Origin of the sequence: Methylobacterium sp. J-068, assembly GCF_022829445.1 — a bacterium.
Lineage (GTDB): Bacteria > Pseudomonadota > Alphaproteobacteria > Rhizobiales > Beijerinckiaceae > Methylobacterium.
In genome coordinates this window covers 76,651-98,030 of record NZ_JAKSXY010000031.1, presented here as the reverse complement: position 1 = coordinate 98,030, position 21,380 = coordinate 76,651, and the positions used below count along the sequence as shown (strand labels likewise).

Here is a 21,380-nt window from a genome sequence, read left to right as displayed (position 1 = left end):
ACCGCCTGGTCGCGCGCCACGATCGCGGGCACCCGCCGCAGCGGACGCGGCGCGATGGCGGCGCCCTGGCTGGAGACCCTGACGACCCTCGACCCGCAAGGGCCCCTGGACGAGGTGGTGGCCGAGCACGCCAGCACCGCTTTCAAGACCTATCTCTCGGCGCTGCGAGCCGGCCCCGAGGCGGTGGCGACGACACCGCCCGGCCGTTTCCTGATGCCGGGCGATCTCGCCGGTTCACCGGCGCTGACCTTCGCGCCCCTCGACAATCTGCCCGAAACCCTGGTGCCGAACAGTCTCGCCGGACTGATGGAGCGGCGCTTCGAGGCCTACAAGGCCAAGGTCGTGGAGCCGTTCTTCCGAAACCACTTCCAGCGCGTCGATCGGCAGATCGTGCTGGTCGACGTCCTGGCGGCGGTCGATGCGGGACCAGCGGCCCTGGCCGAACTGGAGGAGGCGCTGGATTCGGTGCTCCTCAGCTTCCGGATCGGCCGCAATACGCTCCTGTCGCGCTGGTTCGCGCCGCGCGCCGAGCGCATCCTGTTCGCCGCGACCAAGGCCGACCACCTGCACCAGACCAGCCACGACCGCCTCGACGCGCTGCTGCGCCTCCTCGTCTCTCGCGCGATGCGACGCACGGAAGCGGCGGGCGCCCGGGTCGGCACCGTTGCCCTCGCCTCTGTGCGGGCCACCCGCGAGACCACGATTCATGACGGCGACGAAGTCCTTCGGGCGGTGTCGGGCACGCCGGAAGCCGGCGAGAGCGTCGGCGACGAGGTCTTCGATGGCCTGAGCGAGGCCGCGATCTTTCCCGGCGAGTTGCCGCAGCGGCCCGAGGCCGTCCTCGAGGGGGCGGTGCCGCCGGGCTCCCTGCGCTTTCCGCGCTTTCGCCCGCCCCTGGTGAAACCCGACGCGCTCGGCCGCCCCGGCGACCTGCCGCAGATCCGTCTCGACCGCGCCATGCAGTTCCTCATCGGCGACAAGCTCACGTGAGGCTTGCCGTACCGCGCGGTTCCAAGACGCGCCGTTCCAAGACGCCCCATCTCAGGAAGCCCGGTTCCAGGAAGCTCCCGTCATGAGTTCGACCAACCGTCCCCGCGCCTATCGCATCCCCGCCGCGCCCCCTCCAGAGGGCCCGGAGGACGTTGCGCCCCCCTCGACGCCCCCCGCGCAGGTCCGCATCGTCGAGGAGCCGTTCGAGATCGTGGAGGCCGCCGACGGGGTCGCGGTGCCGGTGGCGCCGAAGGCGCGGGCACCCTGGCTCAGCCTGCTTCTGCTCGCGCTGGGTGGTCTCGTCTCCCTCGGCATCGGCCTGTCGGTGGAGCGCCTGATCGCCGACCTGTTTAGCGCCGCCCCTTGGCTCGGCGCCGTCGCGCTGGTTCTCCTGGCGATCGCCGCCGTGGCGTTCCTCGCCATCGTCGCGCGTGAACTCTCCGGGATCTGGCGCGAGCGCCAGATCGAGCGGGTCCGGGCCAAGGCCCTGGAGGCGATCGGCACCCGCGATCATTCCTCGGCCCAGGCGGTGGTGCGAGACCTGACCGCGCTCTACGCCGACCGGCCGGCCCTCGCGGCCGGCCGGACCCGGCTGGAAACCCTGGGCGACGCCATCCTCGACGTCGACGACCGCATCGGTCTGGCCGAGCACGAATTGCTGGCGCCCCTCGACCGACAGGCCCGCAACGCCATCGCCTCGGCGGCCAAGCAGGTCTCGGCGGTGACGGCCTTGAGCCCGCGCGCCATCGTCGACGTCGCCTTCGTGGTCTTCGCCGCCGTGCGCCTCCTGCGCCGGATCGCGACGATCTACGGCGGGCGCCCCGGCTTCCTCGGCTTCCTGCGGCTGGCCCGCTCGGCCTTCGCCCATCTCACCGTCACCGGCGGAATGGCGGTCGGCGAGAGCATGATCCAGCAGGTGCTCGGCCTCGGGATCGCCGCGCGCGTCTCGGCCAAGCTCGGAGAGGGCGTGCTCAACGGGTTGATGACCGCCCGCTTCGGCCTCGCCGCCATGGCGGTGTGCCGGCCGCTCCCGTTCGTGCGGGAGGCCCCGCCGCGCCTGACAGACGTGGCCGGTGAATTGCTCAAGCCCCTCGGCGACGACGCTGAGGTCTGAGACCGGCAGAGATCGGGTAATCGGGCCGTCGCCAGCCGTCCCCGCGTCGTGGACCCTGGCAAGCTGCCCGAGGTGCCATCCGGTCTGGCGGCGTGACGCCCGCGACCGATCATCCGGGAGCAGGGTCTGCGCTACTACGCCGGTCTGGATATCTCATTGGCGGAGACGTCGGTTTGCGTTGTCGATGAGGAGGGCAAAATCCTCCGCGAGGCCAAGGTCGCACGCGAACCAAAGGCGCTGGCGACATGGCTTGGCGCTCTCGGCGTACCGCTGACCCGTGTCGGCCTGGAAACCGGGGCGCTGGCAGGCTGGCTGGGCGAGGAGATGACCGAACTCGGCGTGCCCAACGTCGTCTGCATGGACGCTCGGCACGCTCGCGCCGCAATGGTCGCGATGACCCACAAGACCGACCGCAACGACGCGCGCGGCCTCGCTCAGATGCTGCGCACCGGCTGGTTCCGGCAGGTCCACGTAAAGGCACGCCGGACGATGGAACTGCGCACGTTGCTCACCAGCCGGAAGACGCTGGTGCTGAAGATCGGCGACGTGGAGAACCGGATCCGCGGGTCGCTCTGCCTACTTGGAGATCAAGCTCGGCACCGCCAAGCGCCGAACCGTCTCGGAACGGGTGCGCGAGCTGACGGCCGACCTGCCGCGCGTCGCCGCCATCCTCGACGTGCTGTTACAGGCGCACGCCGCGATGCTGCTCTCGCTCGACCGGCTCAACCGCATGGTGCTGGAGATCGCCCGTGAGCACGCGGTCTGTCGCAGGCTGATGACGGTGCCGGGCGTCGGGGCCGTGGTCGGCCTGTCCTTCATCGCGGCCATCGAGGACCCGGCCCGGTTCGCCAAGTCGCGCTCGGTCGGGGCGATCCTTGGTTTGGTGCCGCGCAAGCATCAGTCCGGCGAGATCGACCGGAACGGGCGGATCACCAAGACGGGAGACACCGAGGCGCGCGCCGCGCTGTTCGAGGCGGCACACGTCATGTTGCACCGGGTCAAGAAGTGGTCCGGGCTGAAGGCGTGGGCCACGAAAGTGGCACAGCGCCAGGGCAACAAGCGCGCGACGGTGGCGCTGGCCCGCAAGATGGCGGTGGTGATGCACCGGATGTGGGTGGACGGCACGACCTTCCGCTTCAGCGCGGTCGAGGCTCCGGCCGCCGCCACGTAGGCATCTCACGGTTTGCAGGGATCGAGGCCGGGCGCGCCTGACCTCGAAGGGTCGTCCTCACGGGGACGGGCGGGAGGTGAAGCCGGAATGACGGGTGTGCTGGCCCCTGGCCAAGTCCGCTGTCGCATATAGGCTCGTCTCTCATCGGAACGCGATCATGTGGCGGACCATGTGCCGACCACGGACAGAAGCCAAGAGCCCCGTGGGTGCGAAACCATAAGAGCATGTCTGACTCCTGGTCGCGCCATCAACGCGGTCAGGGAATGGAAACTCTTGGCCTTTCTCGGATATTCTTCCACGTTGGCTGGGGCCATCGTGCCGATTATGCGCTTGGCCTAAGGGCGTGGAAGAACAGCCCCGCCACCCAGCCGATGCCATAGATCACCGCTAACGTTGGTATAAACAGCAACGCCCAAACCATCAGATCGGGCAGCGTATCCATGAGCGGGAGAAGACCAAGCTTCCAGGCTGCGGCATGGGCGAATACAATGGGGATCTGCATAAGCACAAACGTGCCTTTTGGATCTCCTGCAATCATGTTCGCGTACGTCCAGATCGCAACGGATGCGGATATATAGATTGCGCAAAGTGCAAGCCCTGTGCGGCTCAATCTCATTATACCTCCGAACGAGCTAGTGCCGCTTCCCACTCTACGCCGATCTTCCTGCAAAGGTGATGACATATCACCCCTTGACGGCAGAGGCCCGATTACAGAAACCCGTCGTTCAGAGCGACTTCATGAATCCGGCTAGCCGCATGAGGCCCTCCGGCCAGGGCCCGTGCCCGCTCGCCACGTTGATGTGGCCGGACTCGCCGGCATCCACCACGACGGCGCCCCAGGCATAGGCGAAATCCTCCGCCCGCGCGTAGCTGCAATAGGGGTCGTTGCGGCTGGCGACGACCAAAGCCGGAAAGGGCAGCGGCTCGCGCGGCACCGGCGCGAAGGCTGTCACGCTCGGCGGCAGGTCCGGCGTGGTCTCCACGTCGGGGCACGCAACGAGCAACGCACCGCGCACGATGCCGGGCGTGAAATCCCGCGCGGCCTGCACCGCCGCCACCACGCCGAGACTGTGTGCGATCAGAACGACGGGACGCGTCGCGGCGTTGACCGCCGCGACGATGCGGGCGCGCCAGGCCGTGGCGTCCGGGTGGTGCCAATCGTCCTGTTCGACGACGCGGCCCGTCGAGAGACGCTCGGCCCATCGGGCCTGCCAGTGTTCGTCTTCCGATCCGGCATAACCGGGCAGGATGAGGATCTCGCAATCGGCAATCTTCATGGTTTCCCGATAGCGGCTCGATCCGGGACCGTCGAGGGGCCTGGCGCTTGGCGAGGGGCTTGGCGCCCGGCGAGGAGCTTGGCGCCCGGCCGAAACGAAGCGGGCGGCACCGATCGGCGCCGCCCCTGGTCTCACCGATGGATTTTGCGACGAGACGTCAATGCGGCCGTGACGACGGCGCCTCGGGCTGCGGCGTCCCCGGCGCCTGGTCGTGGCCGCTGGCCCGTTGGACGGCGGCGTTCAGGTTGTCCGGATCGAGGGCGCTCGCCACGAATTCCCGGCCCCGATGGGTCACGTCGCGCGCGTAGCGCAGGCCCTGATCCCGCACTTCGTCGGCCCAGGGACCGACGTTCTGGTCCTCGGTGCGGGTGCGGGGCAGGAGCGCGCCGATGAGCAGGCCGGCGGCGAGGCCGACCACACCGACCAGCAGTGGGTTCTCGGCCACGAAATCCTCGATCGCCGAGCGGCCGTCCTGAAGGCGGGCGTTGCCGCGCTCGCCGAGATCGTTGATGCGGCGACGGCCGGCTTCCTGCGTGTCGGCGACCCAGCCGCGCGCATCGTCGTAGGCGTCCGAGGCGCGGTCGCGCAGGTCCTGCGCCGATTCCGTGATGCGGTCGCGCGCATCGTTCACGGCCTCCCCGGCGCGATCCTTCAGTTCGCCGGCCTTGGCCTGGGCGTCGCTCGCCCGGGCTTTCAGGTCGTCGGCCACCGATCCCGTCGACGGGCCCTCGCCGTGGATGCCGTGGGTCTGGGTCCCGGCCGTATGGGTCGAGGCGGTGTAGGTGCCGGGCGAGGGCACGTCGTGCAGCGAACCCTCGTCCAGGTGACCGCGCGGCAGTCCGGCGGCGAGGGCGATGTCGTCGGGGAGCGAACGATGCTCGTCGCCCGGCTTCTGCGTGGAACTCATGACACACTCCTGATGTCGGCGATGGTCGTCGGGCGACCGTTCGGGATCGATTCTGGGCGCAGGCTTCAGATCTGCGTCCCGTTGGACAGGTCTTTGGCCGGGTGCTGCGTCGGGAGATCGGGGTCGTAGACGCGGTCCGCCCCAGTCTTGGTCACCGGGAGACCGTCCACCGCGAGCTGGGCGCGGCGGCGGATCGCCGCCGTCCTCCCGGACGTGGTCTGGCCGGGCGTGGCCTTGCCGTCCGACGACATCCGGTGGATCAGCCAGCCGACACCGGCCGCGATGAGCAGCACCGGCACGGGGTTGCGCCGGACCGCCTCCAGCGCCCCGTCATAGGCTCCGCTGAGCGGCGTCCGGCGTGCGTTGCCGAGCATCTCGTCGACGATGCTGGAGACCGAGAGTCGTTCCTGAATCTGGTCGATGGTCTGGTCGAGGCGGGCACGGCTCGCCTCGATGTCCTTCTCAAGCTCGTTCAACGATTCGGTCATCCCGACACCCTCTCAGACAACGTACGGGCGTCCTCACGGACCTGACGGGAGGTCCGGACTGGCGCCAGGGTGGACAGCGACATCGCGTTCTTGCCGATGAGGGCGAGCGCCACCGCGACGACGAGGAGGACGCCGCCGACAATCAGGGCCGCGAGGGCCTCGGAATGCACCACGGTGGCGAGCCATTTCACCAGCGCATCCACGAGGACGAAGAGGGCGACGACGCCGAACACGGCGGCGCCGACGAGGAGGCCGAGCCCGATGAACAGGGCCCGGACGTTGCTCGTCATTTCGTTGCGGAAGAGGGCGATCTCCTTCCGGGCGAGTTCGTTGGTTTCCCGCAGGGCGTCGCCGATCAGGCCCTGGATGCTGGATTGCGGACCGCTCGACATGGCGCGGGCCTCAGAGACGGTGGTCGGCGGAGTAGGGGTCGTTCAGCGGCGCGGCGCTGGTCGACTTGATGAACCGCGCGACGACGAAGCCCGTGAGGAACGTGGCCACCGCCACCGCGACGGGCGCGCGGCGCGCGAAGGCCTCGGCGTCCTCGTAGAATTCCGAGAAGCTGCGCTCCTGGATGGAGGTGCCCAGGTGTTCGAGGCCGTCGGCGGCGCTGTCGAAGAAGGCTCGGATGTTGGGCTGCGTCTCGAAGGTCTTGCTGGATTCGCGCACGGACTTGGCCAGATCCGTGACCGAGCGGGCCGCGTCGCCCTTGCGCTGATCGACGTAATCGGTCGCATGCGCACGCGCCGCTTCGACGAAGCCGCGCCCGCGCTCGGCCGCGACGTCCGCGATCCCCTCGACATCGCCGCGCAGGGCTCTCCAATCGGTCGCCTGGTTCGCCGGCTCCGCGCCCGTCGGGCCTGGGGAATGGTTTGCGGTCACGGTGAAACTCCTCGACACGATGGAAAAACGGCTGGCCGTTGCGACGTCTCAACATCGACGGGAGAGACCGGGTTCCGCCCGAGCAACGATGGGTTCCGATCGTGGCCGTGAGCGGGCTCGCGCCGGGGTGGAACCGGATGCGTGCCGGGCCGGCGGGCGATGGACGAGGGGTCCGCCCGGGTGCCGGATCCCGGCGCCGGATTTCGCCGCTCCCGCTCCCGTGAGAGGCCGTCGGGGAAGGGCGCTTCGAGACCGGCTCGAGACCGGCCATGGTTAAGATCGGGGGCTTTTGCCGTGAACCCAGGATATTCCGCCCTTGACCCCGACAGGTCGAACGCGCTTGGCTGTGAGGACGGATCGCGCTCGGCTTCCGCGCGTTCACCCAATGTATCATTCTGGTCGAGCGCATTTCCCGCGCGAGACTCGTGAGGACCGGAGCCGGCTTCGTGGCACGTCTCGTCATCGTATCGAACCGCGTTGCTATCCCTGAGGAAGGGGGCAAGGCCGTCGCGGCAGGCGGGCTTGCCGTCGCGGTCAAGGAAGCGTTCACCGCCTACGAGGGGCTCTGGTTCGGCTGGAGCGGAAACGTCGTCGAAGACCCCTCGACCGAGCCGACATTGATCGATCGGGGCCGGGTCAGTTACGCCGTCGTCGATCTGTCACCGCAGGATCACCGGGAATATTACAGCGGGTTCGCCAACCGCGCGCTCTGGCCGATCATGCATTACCGGCTCGGTCTGGGGGCCTTCTCGCGCTCCGACTATGCCGGGTATCAGCGCGTCAACCGCATCTTCGCCCGCGCCCTGGCGAATCTCGTCGAGCCCGACGACATCATCTGGGTTCACGACTACCATCTGCTGCCCCTGGCATCGGAGCTGCGCGGCCTCGGCATCGCGAACCCGATCGGTTATTTCCACCACATCCCGTGGCCGGCGGCCGACGTGTTCAACACCCTGCCGGCCAGCAACGACCTCCTGCGCGGCATCGCGGATTACGACCTGATCGGTCTCCAGACCGACCCGGACGTCCACAACCTCACCCGCAACCTCATCGACGAGTTGCGCGCGATCCCCCTCGGCGGCGGCTCGCTGATGGTCGATGGCCGCCGCACCCGCATCCGCAGCTTCCCGATCGGGATCGACGTCGCAGGCTTCAAGGAGGCGGCGGAGAACGCGGGCTCGAACCGCATCGTACGCGAGACCATGGCGGGACTGCGCACGCGCAAGCTTCTCATCGGCGTCGACCGGCTCGACTACTCGAAGGGCGTCCCCGAGCGCATGGAGGCGGTGGAGCGCTTCTTCGCCTCGAATCCCGACCAGCGCGGCAACGTCGTCTACATCCAGATCACCCCGAAATCGCGCACCGAGGTCCCCGAATACGAGGAGCTCAGCCGCGAGGTGAACGAGACCGTGGGCCACATCAACGGGACCCTCGGCGAGCCGAACTGGACGCCGATCCAGTACGTCACCAAGGCCTATCCGCGCCCGGTCCTGGCGGGCCTCTACCGCGCCGCGCGCGTCGGCCTCGTCACGCCGATGCGCGACGGCATGAACCTCGTCGCCAAGGAATACGTCGTGGCGCAGTCCGACGAGGATCCGGGCGTGCTCGTGCTCTCGAAGTTCGCGGGCGCGGCGCGGCAATTGCCTGAGGCGCTGCTGGTCAACCCCTACGACCGGTTCGAGGTGGCCGAGGCGATCCGGACGGCACTCTACATGCCGCGCGGCGAGCGTCTGGAGCGCTGGAAGCCGATGGTCGAGCGCATGACGCGCGAGGATGTCGACTGGTGGGCGCGCAACTTCATGACGGAACTCGAGAATTTCCGCACGATCGAGCGTGAGCCGCCCCGCGCCGCAGCCGCTGCGGAATAGTTGCCTCGCGTCGTTCCACGGCGCTCAGAACCCGGAACGGCACAAGCCTCTTGATCGCATCGGACCACATGATCGGCGTCGAGGACGGCGTCCCGGCACCCTTCGGCGCGCATTTCGACGGCCGCGGCGTGAACTTCGCGCTGTTCTCGCAGAACGCCACGGCCGTCGACCTCTGCCTGTTCGCCCCCGGCGAGCGCCAGGAGACCCGACGCATCCGGCTGCCCTGCCGCACCGACGACGTCTGGCACGGCTACCTGCGCGGCGTGTTCCCGGGCCAGCTCTACGGCTACCGGGTCCACGGCCCCTGGGACCCGGCGCATGGCCATCGCTTCAACCCGGCCAAATTGCTGCTCGACCCGTATGCCCGCGACATTCAGGGCCGCATCCGCTGGCACGATTCCCTCTACGGCCATCGTCGGGGCCTCCAGCGCGAGGACCAGATCGACCGGCGCGACAGCGCCGCCTTCATGCCCCGCGGCGTGGTCACGCCGCCGGAACTGCCCGACCTCGCCGTCAGCCCGGTGCGCCGTCCCCTCTCCCAGACGGTGATCTACGAAGCGCACGTGAAGGCGTTGACGCAGACCCATCCGGACGTGCCCGAGGCGGCGCGCGGCACCTACGCGGCTCTGGCCCACCCGGCGATCATCGAGCACCTGTTGAAGCTCGGCGTCACCGCGATCGAGCTGCTGCCGATCCAATCCTTCGCCGACGACCGCTTCCTTGTCGAAAAGGGTCTGGTGAATTTCTGGGGCTACTCGCCGCTGAACTACTTCGCCGCCGATCCGCGCTATCGCGGCCCGGCCGGTATCGGCGGCCTGCGCGCGGCGATCCGCGAACTCGCGGCCGCCGAGATCGAGGTGATCCTCGACGTCGTCTACAATCACACGGCGGAGGCCGACCACACCGGACCGACCCTCTCGTTCCGGGGCATCGACAACGCGAGCTACTACAAGCTCGACCCGGCCGATCCGCGCCGGGAGATGGACTGCACCGGCTGCGGCAACACCCTTGATCTCGACCATCCTCGCGTGATGCAGATGGTGCTCGATTCCCTGCGCCACTGGGTGAAGGCCTACGGCGTCGCGGGCTTCCGCTTCGACCTCGCGAGCAGCCTCGGCCGGAATCCGCACGATTTCAGTCCGAAATCCGCGTTCTTCCAGGCCGTGGCGCAGGACCCCGTGCTCGCGCACGTCAAGATGATCGCCGAGCCCTGGGACATCGGGGCCGGCGGCTACCAGCTCGGCGGCTATCCGCGTGGCTGGAGCGAGTGGAACGACCAGTTCCGCGACAGCATCCGGGGGTTCTGGCGCGGCGATCGCGGGACGCTCGCCAAGGTGACCCAGGGCCTCTCCGGATCGCGCGAGATCTTCGCCGCCTCGGGCCGCTGGCCGCTCTCCAGCATCAACTTCGCGGCCTCGCATGACGGCTTCACCCTCGCCGACGTCACCGCTTACGAGGAGAAGCACAACCTCGCCAACGGCGAGGACAACCGGGACGGCCATGGCCACAACCTGTCGTGCAATCACGGGGTCGAGGGCGAAACGGACGATCCCGCGATCCTGGGCCTCAGGGCGAGGCATAAGCGCAACCTCCTCGCCACGGTGTTCCTGTCCCAGGGTGTGCCCATGCTGCTCATGGGCGACGAGCGCTCGCGCAGCCAGGGCGGCAACAACAACGCCTACGCGCAGGACAACGCCACGAGCTGGATGGATTGGGAGTCGGACCCCGATCCCAGCCTCACGACCTTCGTCGGCAACCTGACGCGCCTCCGGCGTGAGCAGCCCGCCCTGCGCCGGCGCGATTACCTCACCGGCGCCTTCGTGGACGGGGGCCCTTTGCGCGACGTGCATTGGCTGGCGCCCGGCGGCACCGAGATGGCGGACGGTGATTGGGGCGACGGGGACCGGCAAGCCTTCGGCATGCAGATCGGCAACGACCTGCCCCAGGCCGACCGCCTCCTGATCCTGGTGAACGCGGCCGACAACCCTTGCGACTTCACCCTGGCGCCCGTGATCGGCGGCCCCTGGACCCTGATCTTCGACACCACCAAGCCGACCGGCGCGATTCCGGCCGGGCAGGCCTTGTTCCCGGCCGGTGCCGGCGTGCGCCTCGATGCGCGCGCGGTCTACGTCCTGCGCGCCCGGCCGGCCTCCGCCTACGCGCGCTGAAGAGGGTAAGCCGAACGATCCGGCCATCGGCGCGTTGAACGCCCACGCTCCTCCGTGCGCTGCACAAAACTCTCGCGCGGAGCGGTTGTCGCCGCCGTGCCACGCCTTACCTCGACGCTGACGGTCCAGGGAACAACGGCCGGCGCGCGGGTTTCTGGAAGGTGCGGCGGACGCTCACGATACCCTCGCGAACTCGAGACACGGAAGATGGTGGCCTGATGCGGCGCGCCCATAGCATGGCCTTCGGCAGCGAAGTGGTGAAGGACGGGGTTCGTTTCGCCCTCTGGGCGCCGACCGCCCAGGAGGTCACCCTGGTTCTCGACGGGGCGGACCATCCGATCCCCGACGCCGGCGAGGGCTGGCGCCGGGTCACCGTTCCGGGCGTGCGCGGTGGTGCGCGCTACGGCTATCGCATCGACGGCGACCTCGTGGTCCCCGATCCCGCCTCCCGCTTCCAGCCGGACGACGTTTCGGGTCTCAGCGAGGTGATCGACCCGCGCGCCTATGATTGGGGCGACCAGGACTGGACGGGCCGGCCCTGGGAAGAGGTGGTGCTCTACGAACTCCACGTCGGCACCGCGACGCCGGAGGGCACCTACGCCGCGCTGGAAGCCAAGCTCGAGGACCTGCGCGACCTCGGCGTCACCGCGATCGAGTTGCTGCCGCTCGCGGACTTCAAGGGCACGCGCAACTGGGGCTACGACGGTGTGCTGCCCTACGCGCCCGACGGCGTCTACGGTCGGCCCGATGCGCTGAAGCACCTGATCGACACGGCGCACGGCCTCGGGCTGATGGTGTTCCTCGACGCCGTCTACAACCATTTCGGCCCGGCCGGGAACTACCTCAACGCCTACGCCAAGACCTTCTTCACCGAGCGGCATCAGACGCCGTGGGGGGCGGGCATCAACTTCGACGGCGAGACCAGCGGCCCCGTGGTGCGCGACTACTTCATCGAGAACGCGCTCTACTGGCTGGAGGAATACCACTTCGACGGCATCCGCTTCGACGCGGTCCACGCGATCCTGGACGATTCCAAGCGCCACTTCCTCGGGGAACTGGCCGAGACGGTCCGGGCGCGGCTTCCGGGGCGCCACATCCACCTCGTGCTCGAGAACGAGGCCAACCAGGCCCGCTGGCTGGAGCGCGACGCGCAGGGCCACGCGATCCAGCACAACGCGCAATGGGCGGACGACCTCCATCATTGCTGGCACGTGCTGCTGACCGGCGAGGATGCGGGCTACTACGCGAGCTTCGCCGACAAGCCGGTCGCGCATCTGGCCCGCTGCCTGTCCGAGGGCTTCGCCTACCAGGGCGAGCCCTTCCCGACCCTCGACAACCACCCGCGCGGCGAGTCCTCGGCCCATCTGCCGCCCTCGGCCTTCGTCACCTTCCTGCAGAACCACGATCAGGTCGGTAACCGAGCACTGGGCGAGCGCCTGAGCGCGTTGTGCGACCCCGGGAAGCTGGCGCTCGCCCGCGCGGGCCTCCTCCTCAGCCCGCAGATCCCGATGCTCTGGATGGGCGAGGAGTGGTCTGCCTCCGCGCCCTTCCTGTTCTTCGTGGATTTCGCGCCCGACGAGGCGCTGAACACGGCGGTGCGCGAGGGCCGTCGCCGCGAGTTCAAGAGCTTCGCGGCCTTCGCCGACGACACCTCGGTGATCCCGGACCCGACGGAGGCACGGACCTTCACGGATTCGCGCATCGACTGGGCCGAGCGCGCCGCGCCGCCGCACCGGTCGGTGCTGGCGGACACGCGCAACCTCCTCCAGATCCGGCACCAGACGATCGTGCCGCTGACGAAGACCCGCTACCTCGGCGCCGAGGCGACCCTGCCGCGCCCCGACGTGGTGGATTGCACCTGGACCTACGCGGGCGGCTGGCTCCGCTTCGTCGCCAATGTGGGCACGGAGGCGTTCACCGTCGCGCGAGACGGGGCCCAGGTCATCTGGTCGAGCGGATCGGGTGATGCATCGATCGAACTCCCGTCCTGGACGGGCGTCTTCCTGACGGGTGTGAAGTGATGAGCCGCGACCTCGAACGCCTCGCCGACCTTCTCGGCGTCGCCCCCGGCTACACCGATGCCTTCGGGCAGCGCGTGGACACCGATCTCGACGTCCGCCGGGGCATGATCGCCGCGCTCGGTTTCCCCGCCGCGTCGGAGGCCGACATCGCCGCCAGTCTCGCGGAGGTGGCGGCCGTGCGTAGCGGCCTCGTGCCGCCGCTGCTGCCGGCCGAGGCGCGCCGGTCCGTCACGGTGCCGATCCGGCTCGCGAACCCCTCCGGCACCCTGTCCTGGCGGTTGACCGACGAGCGCGGTCACCACCGCGAGGGCCGCGTCGCGGTCTCCGGCGACAGTTTCGAACTGCCTCCGCTGACGCCGGGCTACCATCGCCTGAGCGCCACGCTCGGCGAGCATCGGGCCGAGGCCTGGGTGATCTCGGCCCCGCATCGCTGCTGGCGCCCACGCGCCTACGCCGACGAGGGCGCCCGCGACTGGGGCCTGGCCGCCCAGCTCTACGGTCTGCGCTCGCCCGACAACCTCGGCATCGGTTCCTATGCGGATGCCGGACGGGCCGCGCACGATGCGGGCCTGCGCGGTGCCTCGTTCCTCGGCCTCAGCCCGGTCCACGCGCTGTTCGCCACCGATCGTACCAAGATCTCGCCCTACTCGCCGTCCTCGCGGCTTTTCCTCGAAATCCTGTTCATCGAACCGGGCGTGCTGCCCGGCTTCATCGGCTCGAAGGCCGAGGCACTCCTTGCCGCGATGGCCGATCGGGTCGTGGTGCTGCGGGAAGCCAAGCTCGTGGATCACGCCGGCATCTGGGGCGTGCTCTCGCCCGTGCTGCGTGCGCTCTGGCAGGAATCGGCGGCGCGCGACGGGACCGACGCGGGCTTCGCCGCGTTCCGGGCCGCCGGGGGCGAGGATCTGGAGGCGCACGGCACGTTCGAGGCCCTGGCGGAACATTATCAGGCCGAGGGCGCGCAGTGGCTGGGCGACTGGCCGGAGGAGATGCGCCGCAACGGCACGCCGGCCGTGCGCGCCTTCGCCGAGTCCCATGCCGAGGCCGTCACCTACCACGTCTGGTTGCAATACCTCGCCGACCGCCAGCTGGAGGACGCTTCGAACACGGCGCTCGCCACGGGCATGCGCCTCGGCCTCTATCGCGACCTCGCGGTGGGTGCCGACCGCGGCGGCTCCGAGATCTGGTCCCACCCCGAGCGCTTCGCCAATGGCGTCTCCATCGGCGCGCCGCCGGATCTGCTGGCCCCCAAGGGCCAGGATTGGGGTCTGCCGGCCTTCCACCCGCTGGAGATGGAGCGCGACGGCCTCGCGGCCTTCCGCGCCCTCGTCGTCGCCAACATGCGCCATGCGGGCGCGATCCGGATCGACCATGCCTTCCAGCTCGCGCGCCTGTTCCTGATCCCGGTGGGGCGCTCGGCCAGGGAGGGCGCCTACGTGGCGATGCCCTTCGAGCCGATGCTCGCGGTGCTGCGCCTGGAGAGCCACCGCGCCAAGTGCCTCGTCATCGCCGAGGACCTCGGCACCGCGCCGGAGGGATTCTCCGACGCGCTGATGCAGGCCGGCATCCTGAGTTACCGCATCCTCGCCTTCGAGCGCGAGCAGGGCGCCCGCTTCAAGCCGCCCGCCGCCTACCCGCGCGACGCGCTGACCGCCATCACCACCCACGATCTGCCGACCTTCGTCGGCTGGTGGCGCGGCGTCGATACCGACACGCGCCAGGCCCTCGGCCTCTACGATTCCGAGCGGGCCGAGGTCGAGCGGCGCGAGCGCGTGGACGAGCGCGCCCGTCTGACGGAAGCCCTCGCGGGCGAGCAGTTGCTGCCGAGCTACGACGTGCCGGAAGCCGCGCCCTTCGAGGCGGCCGCGCGCTATCTCGGCCGCGCCCCCTCGATGCTGACCGCCGTCCAGTACGAGGACGTGGTCTCCGAATTGTCCCAGGCCAACGTGCCGGGGTCGACGGAGGGCTACCCGAACTGGCGGCGCAAGCTCGACCGCACGCTCGAGAGCATCGCGGCGCCGGGCGGACCGCTCGCCAAGCTGGCGGCCTCGCTCTCGGCCGAGGATCGCGGGCCGCGTTCGGGCGCCGCCCGCCTCGCCTCGGCCCCCCCGCGCGCGACCTACCGCCTGCAATTCCACAAGGACTTCACCTTCGCGGACGCGGAAAAGATCGTTCCGTACCTTGCCAAGCTCGGCATCAGCCACGTCTACGCCTCGCCGATCCAGAAGGCGCGGCCGGGTTCGACCCACGGCTACGACATCGTCGACCATTCGACGATCAACCCCGAACTCGGGGGCGAGGAGGATTTCGTCCGCTTCTCGGAGACGCTGCACGCGGCCGGGCTGAAGCTGCTCCTCGACATCGTGCCGAACCACATGGGGGTCGGCGGCGCCGACAATCCGTGGTGGCTCTCCGTGCTCGAATGGGGCGGACTCTCCGCCTCGGCGCATGCCTTCGACATCGACTGGTCGCGGCTCGGCGCCAAGAACAAGCTGGTGGTGCCGTTCCTCGGCGACCGCTACGGCGAGGCCCTGGAGAAGGGCACGCTGGAACTCCGGTTCGATCCTCGGAAGGGCGCGTTCAGCGTCTGGCACTACGAGCACGAATTCCCGATCTGCCCGCTGCAATACCCGACCATCCTGAACCGTTCGCTCGCCGCCCTCGGCGACATCGAGGATGCCGCGGCCCTCGAAGTGCTCGGCATCTCCGAACGCCTTCGCCTGATGGGTGAGGACACGAACGAGGAGCGCCGCCGCGCCTTCCCGGACGAGGCCGAGACGTTGAAGGATCGGCTCGTCGAGGCGGTCGAAGCCTCGCCCGCCATCGCGGCGGCGATCGAACGGACGCTGAAACTCCTGAACGGGGCCAAGGGACACCCCGACAGCTTCGGCCCACTGCACCGCCTGCTGGAGCAGCAATCCTACCGCCTCGCCCATTGGCGGATCGCGGCGAGCGACATCAACTACCGTCGATTCTTCGACGTGAACGGCCTCGCGGGCCTGCGCGTCGAGCAATCCGACATCTTCCAGCGCTCGCACGAGACGATCTTCCGCCACATCGAGGCGGGCCGCATCGACGGCCTGCGCATCGACCACATCGACGGTCTGGCCGACCCGCTCGGCTATGCCCGCGCGCTCCAGGCCGCGATCGGCCCGGGCTTCTACGTGGTGGTGGAGAAGATCCTCGAACCGGGCGAGCGCCTGCGGCCCTGGCCCGTGGCCGGCACCACGGGCTACGACGTGCTCAACCAGCTCGACGGCATCCTCGTCGACCAGGGCAAGCGCGCCGAGATCCGCGCGCTCTACGAGAGCCGGACGCAGTTCGACGAGCCCTACAAGTTCATGCTCCGTGCCGCCAAGGCCGAGATCCTGGAGATCAGCTTCGCCTCGGAACTGGAGGTGATGACCTCCGACCTCAAGGCGGTGGCCGATGCCGACCGGCGCACCCGCGACTTCTCGGTCAACGCCATCCGCCGTGCGCTGATCGAGATCATCGCCCGCTTCCCGACCTACCGGAGCTACCTGCCCGGTGATCTCGATGAGAGTGACGTCGAGGACGAGGACATCCGCCTCATCGAGACGGCGGTGAAGAAGGCCAAGCGCTGGAGCGCCCTGCCGGACCGCTCGGTGCACGACTTCGCCGCCGACACCATGCTCGGCCGCATCGATGTGACGGGTTCGGGGCGCCCCGACTCGGAGGTGATCCTGCGCTTCCGCCGCCGCTTCCAGCAGCTCACCGGCCCGGTCATGGCCAAGAGCCTGGAGGACACGCTGTTCTATCGCTTCGCCGAACTCCTCGCCCTCAACGAGGTCGGCGGCGATCCCGGCGAGTACGGCATCGACGCGGAGCATTTCCACGCGCTCCAGGCGGCCCGTGCCCGCGACTGGCCGAACGCGATGATCGCCACGGCGACGCACGACACCAAGCGTGGCGAGGACGCCCGCTCGCGCCTGCTCGCCCTCTCGGAGATGCCGGAGGACTGGGCCGAGGCCTGGGCGGCCTGGACCGCCCTGACGAAGCCCCATCTCGGCCTCGTCGAGAAGGAGACCGCGCCCGACGCCAACGACCAGTGGATGTTCTTCCAGGCCATTCTCGGCGCGTGGCCGCTGGAACTGCTGGAGCGTGACGAGCCCGCCGCGATCGAGGATTTCCGCAACCGGCTCGACGCCTATGCGGAGAAGGCCCTGCGCGAATCCAAGCGCCGGTCCAGCTGGGTCAACGTGGACGAGGGCTACGAGGGCGCCGTCCACGCGCTCTTCGCCAAGCTGATCGCTCCGGGTTCGGAGTTCCTGGCGACGCTGCGTCCGTTCGCCAAGCGGCTCGCTCATCTCGGCATGATCGCCGGCCTCGGGCGGACCGTCCTCAAGGTGACGCTGCCGGGCCTGCCGGACACCTACCAGGGCACCGAGTTCTGGGACTTCTCCTTCGTCGATCCCGACAACCGCCGTCCGGTGGATTATCCGGCCTTGTCCCGCGCGCTGGAGGAGGGGGTTCCCGCCGCCGATCTGCTGGCGCACTGGACGGATGGCCGCGTGAAGCAGGCGACCCTCACGCGCCTGCTGGCCGACCGCGCGGCGCGGCCGAGCTTCTACGCCGATGCCGACTATCAGGCGCTGCCGGCGACGGGTGGGAGGGCCGATCATGTCATCGCATTCACACGTTCCGATGCGACGACGGGGGAGGGCGATCTCGTGGTGGCGGTCCCGCGCCTCGTCTCCGGCCTCGTCGGGGACGGGGTCTGGTCCGCCGAACCGTTCGCGGGCACGACGCTGACGGTCACGCCCGGATCGGCCTGGACCGATCTCGTGACCGGCGATGACGTCGTCTCCGAGGACGGTCGGATCGAACTCGGCCGGGTGTTCGCGCGTCTGCCCTATGCCGTGCTGAAGCGGACCCGCTGAGCATGGCCGACCTCGCCGCCGGCATCGGGGGCGAGGCCGCGACGAAGAGCGGGGGACAGCCGCGTGTCCCCCGGCACGACGGCGCCGCTTCGAGACCCCCGTTTCCCGGCATCGACCGCGGACGGACCGGCGAGCGCACACGAACGAACCGAATGGAGAACGCATGAACGCACCGAGCCCCGCAACGACCGCCGCCCAGCGGACCGAAGCCGGTCAGGTGCCGCTTCCGGCCAGCCTCGCGCCCCGCGCCGAGGGGCCGCGCATCTACAACCTGTTCCCCCTGCTCGTCGGGCGCGTCTCGGCCTGGACCGCCGAACTTCCCCGCATCGCCGCGCTCGGTTTCGACTGGGTCTACCTCAACCCGTTCCACCAGACCGGCGGCTCGCACAGCCTCTATGCGGTGGCGGACCCGGACCGGCTCGACGAGCGGTTTCGCGATCATGACGGGACGTCGGACGACGAGCAGATCCGCCGCTTCTGCGCGGCCGCCGCCTCGCACGGCCTCGGCGTGATGACGGACCTCGTCATCAACCACACCGCCATGGACGGTCCGCTCGCCGCGCAGCGCCCGGACCTGTTCCTCAAGGATTCCGATGGCAGAATCGAGAGCCCCTACGCGGTGGACCCGGACGATCCGTCGATCCGAACGGTCTGGGGCGATCTGGCCGAGCTCGACTACCATTCGGAGGGCCCGCGCCGGGAATTGACTGCCCTCTGGTCCGGCTACATCAACCGCCTGCAGGATCTCGGCGTCGGCGGCTTTCGCTGCGATGCCGCCTACAAGGTGCCGGCCGATGTCTGGCGCGACCTGATCGGCGCCGCCAAGGCCCTGGAGCCGGATTGCCTGTTCGCCGCCGAGACCCTCGGCTGCACCTTCGAGGAGGCGCAATCCACGGCGGGCGCCGGCTTCGACTACCTGTTCAACAGCTTCGCGTGGTGGGACCTCAAGGCCTCCTGGGCCCTGGAGCAGTACGAGCGCCTGCGCGTCATCGCGCCCTCGATCGCCTTCCCCGAGAACCACGACATGGCCCGCCTCGCGGCGGAGCTCGACGGCGATGCCGATGCGATCGCCCGGCAGCTGAAGGCGCGCTATGCCCTCTCCGCCTTCTTCTCGGCCGGTGTCCTGATGCCGATCGGCTACGAGTGGGGCTACCGCACGTCGCTCCACGTGGTCGAGACGACGCCGGAGGCGCGCGAAACCGACACCGGGATCGACATTTCGGGCTACGTCGCGGCGATCAACGCGCTGCGGGCCGAACTCCCGGCCGCCAACGTGGAGGGCGCGCAAGCCCGCATTTCCGCGCCGGACGCGGCCTACGCCGCGCTGCTGCGCTTCGACACCGGCCAAGGCGCCTCCGCCCGCGGCGCCACGATGGTACTCTACAACCCGACCGATGCATCGGTGCCGGTCGAGCCCGGCACGCTGCTCGCCCGCACCGGCGGCATGCTCGGCGACTTCATCGATCGCACGCCCGAGGCCGCGCGGATCGATTTCCGGCCGGGCATCGCCCTGGCCTTGGCGCCCGGCGAGGTGCGCATCCTCGCCGCCGAGCGCGCGGCCGTGACGAAGGCGCCGGAGCCCAGCACGCCGACCGGCGAGGGCCGTGTCGTCATCGAGGCGGTGATGCCCGAGATCGACGGCGGCCGCTCACCTGTGAAGCGCGTGGTCGGCGAGAGCGTCCACGTCACCGCCGACATCTTCAGCGACGGCCACGAGATCATCGACGCCGAAATCGTCTCCCGCGTCGTCGGCGAGAGCGAGTGGCGCGCCGACCGCATGGTGTTCGTGGACAACGACCGCTGGGGCGGGCACTTCCCGCTGCTGCGCAACGCCCGCTACGAGTTCACGGTTCAAGCCTGGAGGGACGGCTATTCGTCCTGGGTCCGCGACACCCTGAAGAAGCGGAATGCCGGTGTCGACGTGCGGCTGGAGACCATCGAGGGCATCGCCTTCGTGACGGGGGCGGCCGCCAATGCGAGCGGCCCGGACCGCGACAGGCTGAAGGCCCTGGTCGCGGACCTGGACGCGCAGGGAAGCGGCTCGGCGGCGCAACTCGATCTCATGCTGCAGCCGGAGAATGCCGGCCTGATCCGCCGGCACGCGCCGCGCATCAACCTCTCGCGCTACCCCGTCGACGTACCCGTCATCGCCGACCGTCTCGCGGCCCGGTTCTCGGCCTGGTACGAGATCTTCCCGCGCTCGCAGTCGATGGACGTCAACCGTCACGGCACCTTCGACGATGTGATCCGGCGCCTGCCAGAGATTCGCGAACTCGGCTTCGACGTACTCTACTTCACCCCGATCCATCCGGTCGGAAAGACCAACCGCAAGGGCAAGAACAACACCCTCAAGGCCCTGCCGGGCGATGTCGGCTCGGTCTACGCGGTCGGCTCGGAGGAGGGCGGCCACGAGGCGGTGCATCCGGAGCTCGGGACCCTCGACGATTTCCGCCGGCTCGTCGCCGCGAGCCACGCCTACGGCATGGAAATCGCCCTCGACTTCGCGATCCAGTGCTCGCCCGACCATCCCTGGATCAAGAACCACCCCGAATGGTTCGAATGGCGCCCGGACGGCACCCTCAAGTTCGCCGAGAATCCGCCCAAGAAGTACGAGGACATCTCCAACGTCCACTTCTACGGCGGCGCGCTGCCCTCGCTCTGGATCGAGCTGCGCGACATCGTCATGGGCTGGGCCGAACTCGGCGCGCGCATCTTCCGGGTCGACAACCCGCACACCAAGCCGATTCCGTTCTGGGAATGGATGATCGGCGAGGTGAATGCCCGCTATCCCGACGTGATCTTCCTCGCCGAAGCCTTCACCCGGCCCAAGATGATGAAGAAGCTCGCCAAGGCCGGCTACCAGCAGAGCTATACCTACTTCACCTGGCGCGACACCAAGCCGGACCTGATCGCCTATTCCACCGAACTCGCCGGGGAGATGGGCGAATATTATCGCCCGAACTTCTTCGCCAACACGCCCGACATCAACCCGATCTATCTCCAGACCAGCGGGCGGGCCGGCTTCATCGTGCGCGCGACGCTGGCCGCCACCCTGTCGAGCGTCTGGGGCATCTACAACGGATTCGAACTCTGCGAGGCCGAGCCCTATCCGGGCAAGGAGGAGTACCTCAACTCGGAGAAGTACGAGTTGAAGGCCTGGGACTACCACCGGCCCGGCAATATCCGCGAGCACGTCATCAAGCTCAACCAGATCCGGCGCGACAATCCGGCCCTGTGGGACTTCCGGAATGTCACCTTCACGGGCGCCTACAACGACCAGATCATCGGCTACGCCAAGGTGACGCCGGAGGGCGACAACTGCATCTTCGTGCTCGTCAACCTCGACCCGCGCAACCGCCAGGAATGCACCTACGAGGTGCCGCTCTGGCTGCTGGGCCAGCCCGATGACGGCGCGGTGGAGGTCGAGGACCTACTGCTCGGGTACACGTTCGAGCTGCGCGGGAAATCGCACCGGATCGCCCTCGATCCCGCCGAGCGCTCGGCGGTGATCTGGCGGCTCCGGGCCCCGCGCCGGGTTGCGTGACGCGCGTGCCCGTGTCAGCAAAAAACCCGGCGATCGGTGACGGTCGTCG

13 protein-coding genes and 1 pseudogene are annotated in these 21,380 nt (G+C 69.2%); 8 read left to right on the top strand and 6 right to left on the bottom strand.

Annotation, left to right across the window (positions count from 1 at the left end; genetic code table 11):
• From MKK54_RS02710 to MKK54_RS02700, 3 genes and pseudogenes are all read left to right on the top strand, one after another.
• Positions 1 to 990: YcjX family protein (locus tag MKK54_RS02710; protein WP_244008960.1), on the top strand; the 990-nt coding region annotated here is incomplete at its 5' end.
• 82 nt (positions 991 to 1,072) lie between these two features.
• Positions 1,073 to 2,104: a YcjF family protein gene (locus tag MKK54_RS02705; RefSeq protein WP_244008959.1), complete on the top strand. Its 1,032-nt coding sequence runs from the start codon at positions 1,073 to 1,075 to the stop codon at positions 2,102 to 2,104.
• Positions 2,105 to 2,230: 126 nt separating this feature from the next.
• Positions 2,231 to 3,275: pseudogene (locus MKK54_RS02700) on the top strand (IS110 family transposase).
• A 322-nt stretch (positions 3,276 to 3,597) separates the two neighbouring features.
• Here MKK54_RS02700 and MKK54_RS02695 read toward each other — a convergent pair.
• The 6 genes from MKK54_RS02695 to MKK54_RS02670 form a co-directional block, all read right to left on the bottom strand.
• Positions 3,598 to 3,891, bottom strand: a complete 294-nt coding sequence (locus tag MKK54_RS02695) for a hypothetical protein (protein ID WP_244008958.1) — start codon at positions 3,889 to 3,891, stop codon at positions 3,598 to 3,600.
• Between the two features lie 109 nt (positions 3,892 to 4,000).
• On the bottom strand, positions 4,001 to 4,552 hold the full coding sequence (locus MKK54_RS02690; protein WP_244008957.1) for an RBBP9/YdeN family alpha/beta hydrolase: 552 nt from the start codon (positions 4,550 to 4,552) through the stop codon (positions 4,001 to 4,003).
• A gap of 157 nt (positions 4,553 to 4,709) precedes the next feature.
• Positions 4,710 to 5,459 carry a YqjD family protein gene (locus MKK54_RS02685; RefSeq protein ID WP_244008956.1) on the bottom strand — a complete coding sequence of 250 codons (750 nt, stop codon included), beginning with the start codon at positions 5,457 to 5,459 and terminating at the stop codon, positions 4,710 to 4,712.
• Between the two features lie 65 nt (positions 5,460 to 5,524).
• Positions 5,525 to 5,947, bottom strand: coding sequence for a DUF3618 domain-containing protein (locus MKK54_RS02680; RefSeq protein WP_244008955.1), 423 nt, complete (start codon positions 5,945 to 5,947; stop codon positions 5,525 to 5,527).
• Complete coding sequence (locus tag MKK54_RS02675; RefSeq protein WP_244008954.1) at positions 5,944 to 6,339, bottom strand: phage holin family protein; 396 nt, start codon at positions 6,337 to 6,339, stop codon at positions 5,944 to 5,946. Before MKK54_RS02675 ends, MKK54_RS02680 begins: the two co-directional genes overlap by 4 nt.
• Positions 6,340 to 6,349: 10 nt before the next feature.
• Entirely contained in the window at positions 6,350 to 6,829 is a 480-nt protein-coding gene (locus tag MKK54_RS02670) for a hypothetical protein (protein ID WP_244008953.1), read from the bottom strand.
• A gap of 446 nt (positions 6,830 to 7,275) precedes the next feature.
• Here MKK54_RS02670 and MKK54_RS02665 point away from each other — a divergent pair, with 446 nt between their 5' ends.
• From MKK54_RS02665 to MKK54_RS02645, 5 genes are all read left to right on the top strand, one after another.
• Positions 7,276 to 8,697 (top strand): trehalose-6-phosphate synthase, encoded by a 1,422-nt coding sequence (locus MKK54_RS02665; RefSeq protein WP_244008952.1) that lies wholly within the window; start codon positions 7,276 to 7,278, stop codon positions 8,695 to 8,697.
• Between the two features lie 68 nt (positions 8,698 to 8,765).
• Complete coding sequence (glgX, locus tag MKK54_RS02660; RefSeq protein ID WP_244008971.1) at positions 8,766 to 10,865, top strand: glycogen debranching protein GlgX; 2,100 nt, start codon at positions 8,766 to 8,768, stop codon at positions 10,863 to 10,865.
• Between the two features lie 218 nt (positions 10,866 to 11,083).
• Positions 11,084 to 12,886, top strand: a complete 1,803-nt coding sequence (treZ, locus tag MKK54_RS02655; protein ID WP_244008951.1) for a malto-oligosyltrehalose trehalohydrolase — start codon at positions 11,084 to 11,086, stop codon at positions 12,884 to 12,886.
• A complete protein-coding gene (locus MKK54_RS02650; RefSeq protein ID WP_244008950.1) occupies positions 12,886 to 17,787 on the top strand; it encodes a malto-oligosyltrehalose synthase in 4,902 nt (1,633 codons plus the stop codon). The genes treZ and MKK54_RS02650 overlap by 1 nt, the downstream gene beginning before the upstream one ends.
• Positions 17,788 to 17,950: 163 nt before the next feature.
• A complete protein-coding gene (locus MKK54_RS02645; protein ID WP_244008949.1) occupies positions 17,951 to 21,331 on the top strand; it encodes a maltotransferase domain-containing protein in 3,381 nt (1,126 codons plus the stop codon).
• Positions 21,332 to 21,380: the final 49 nt, after the last annotated feature.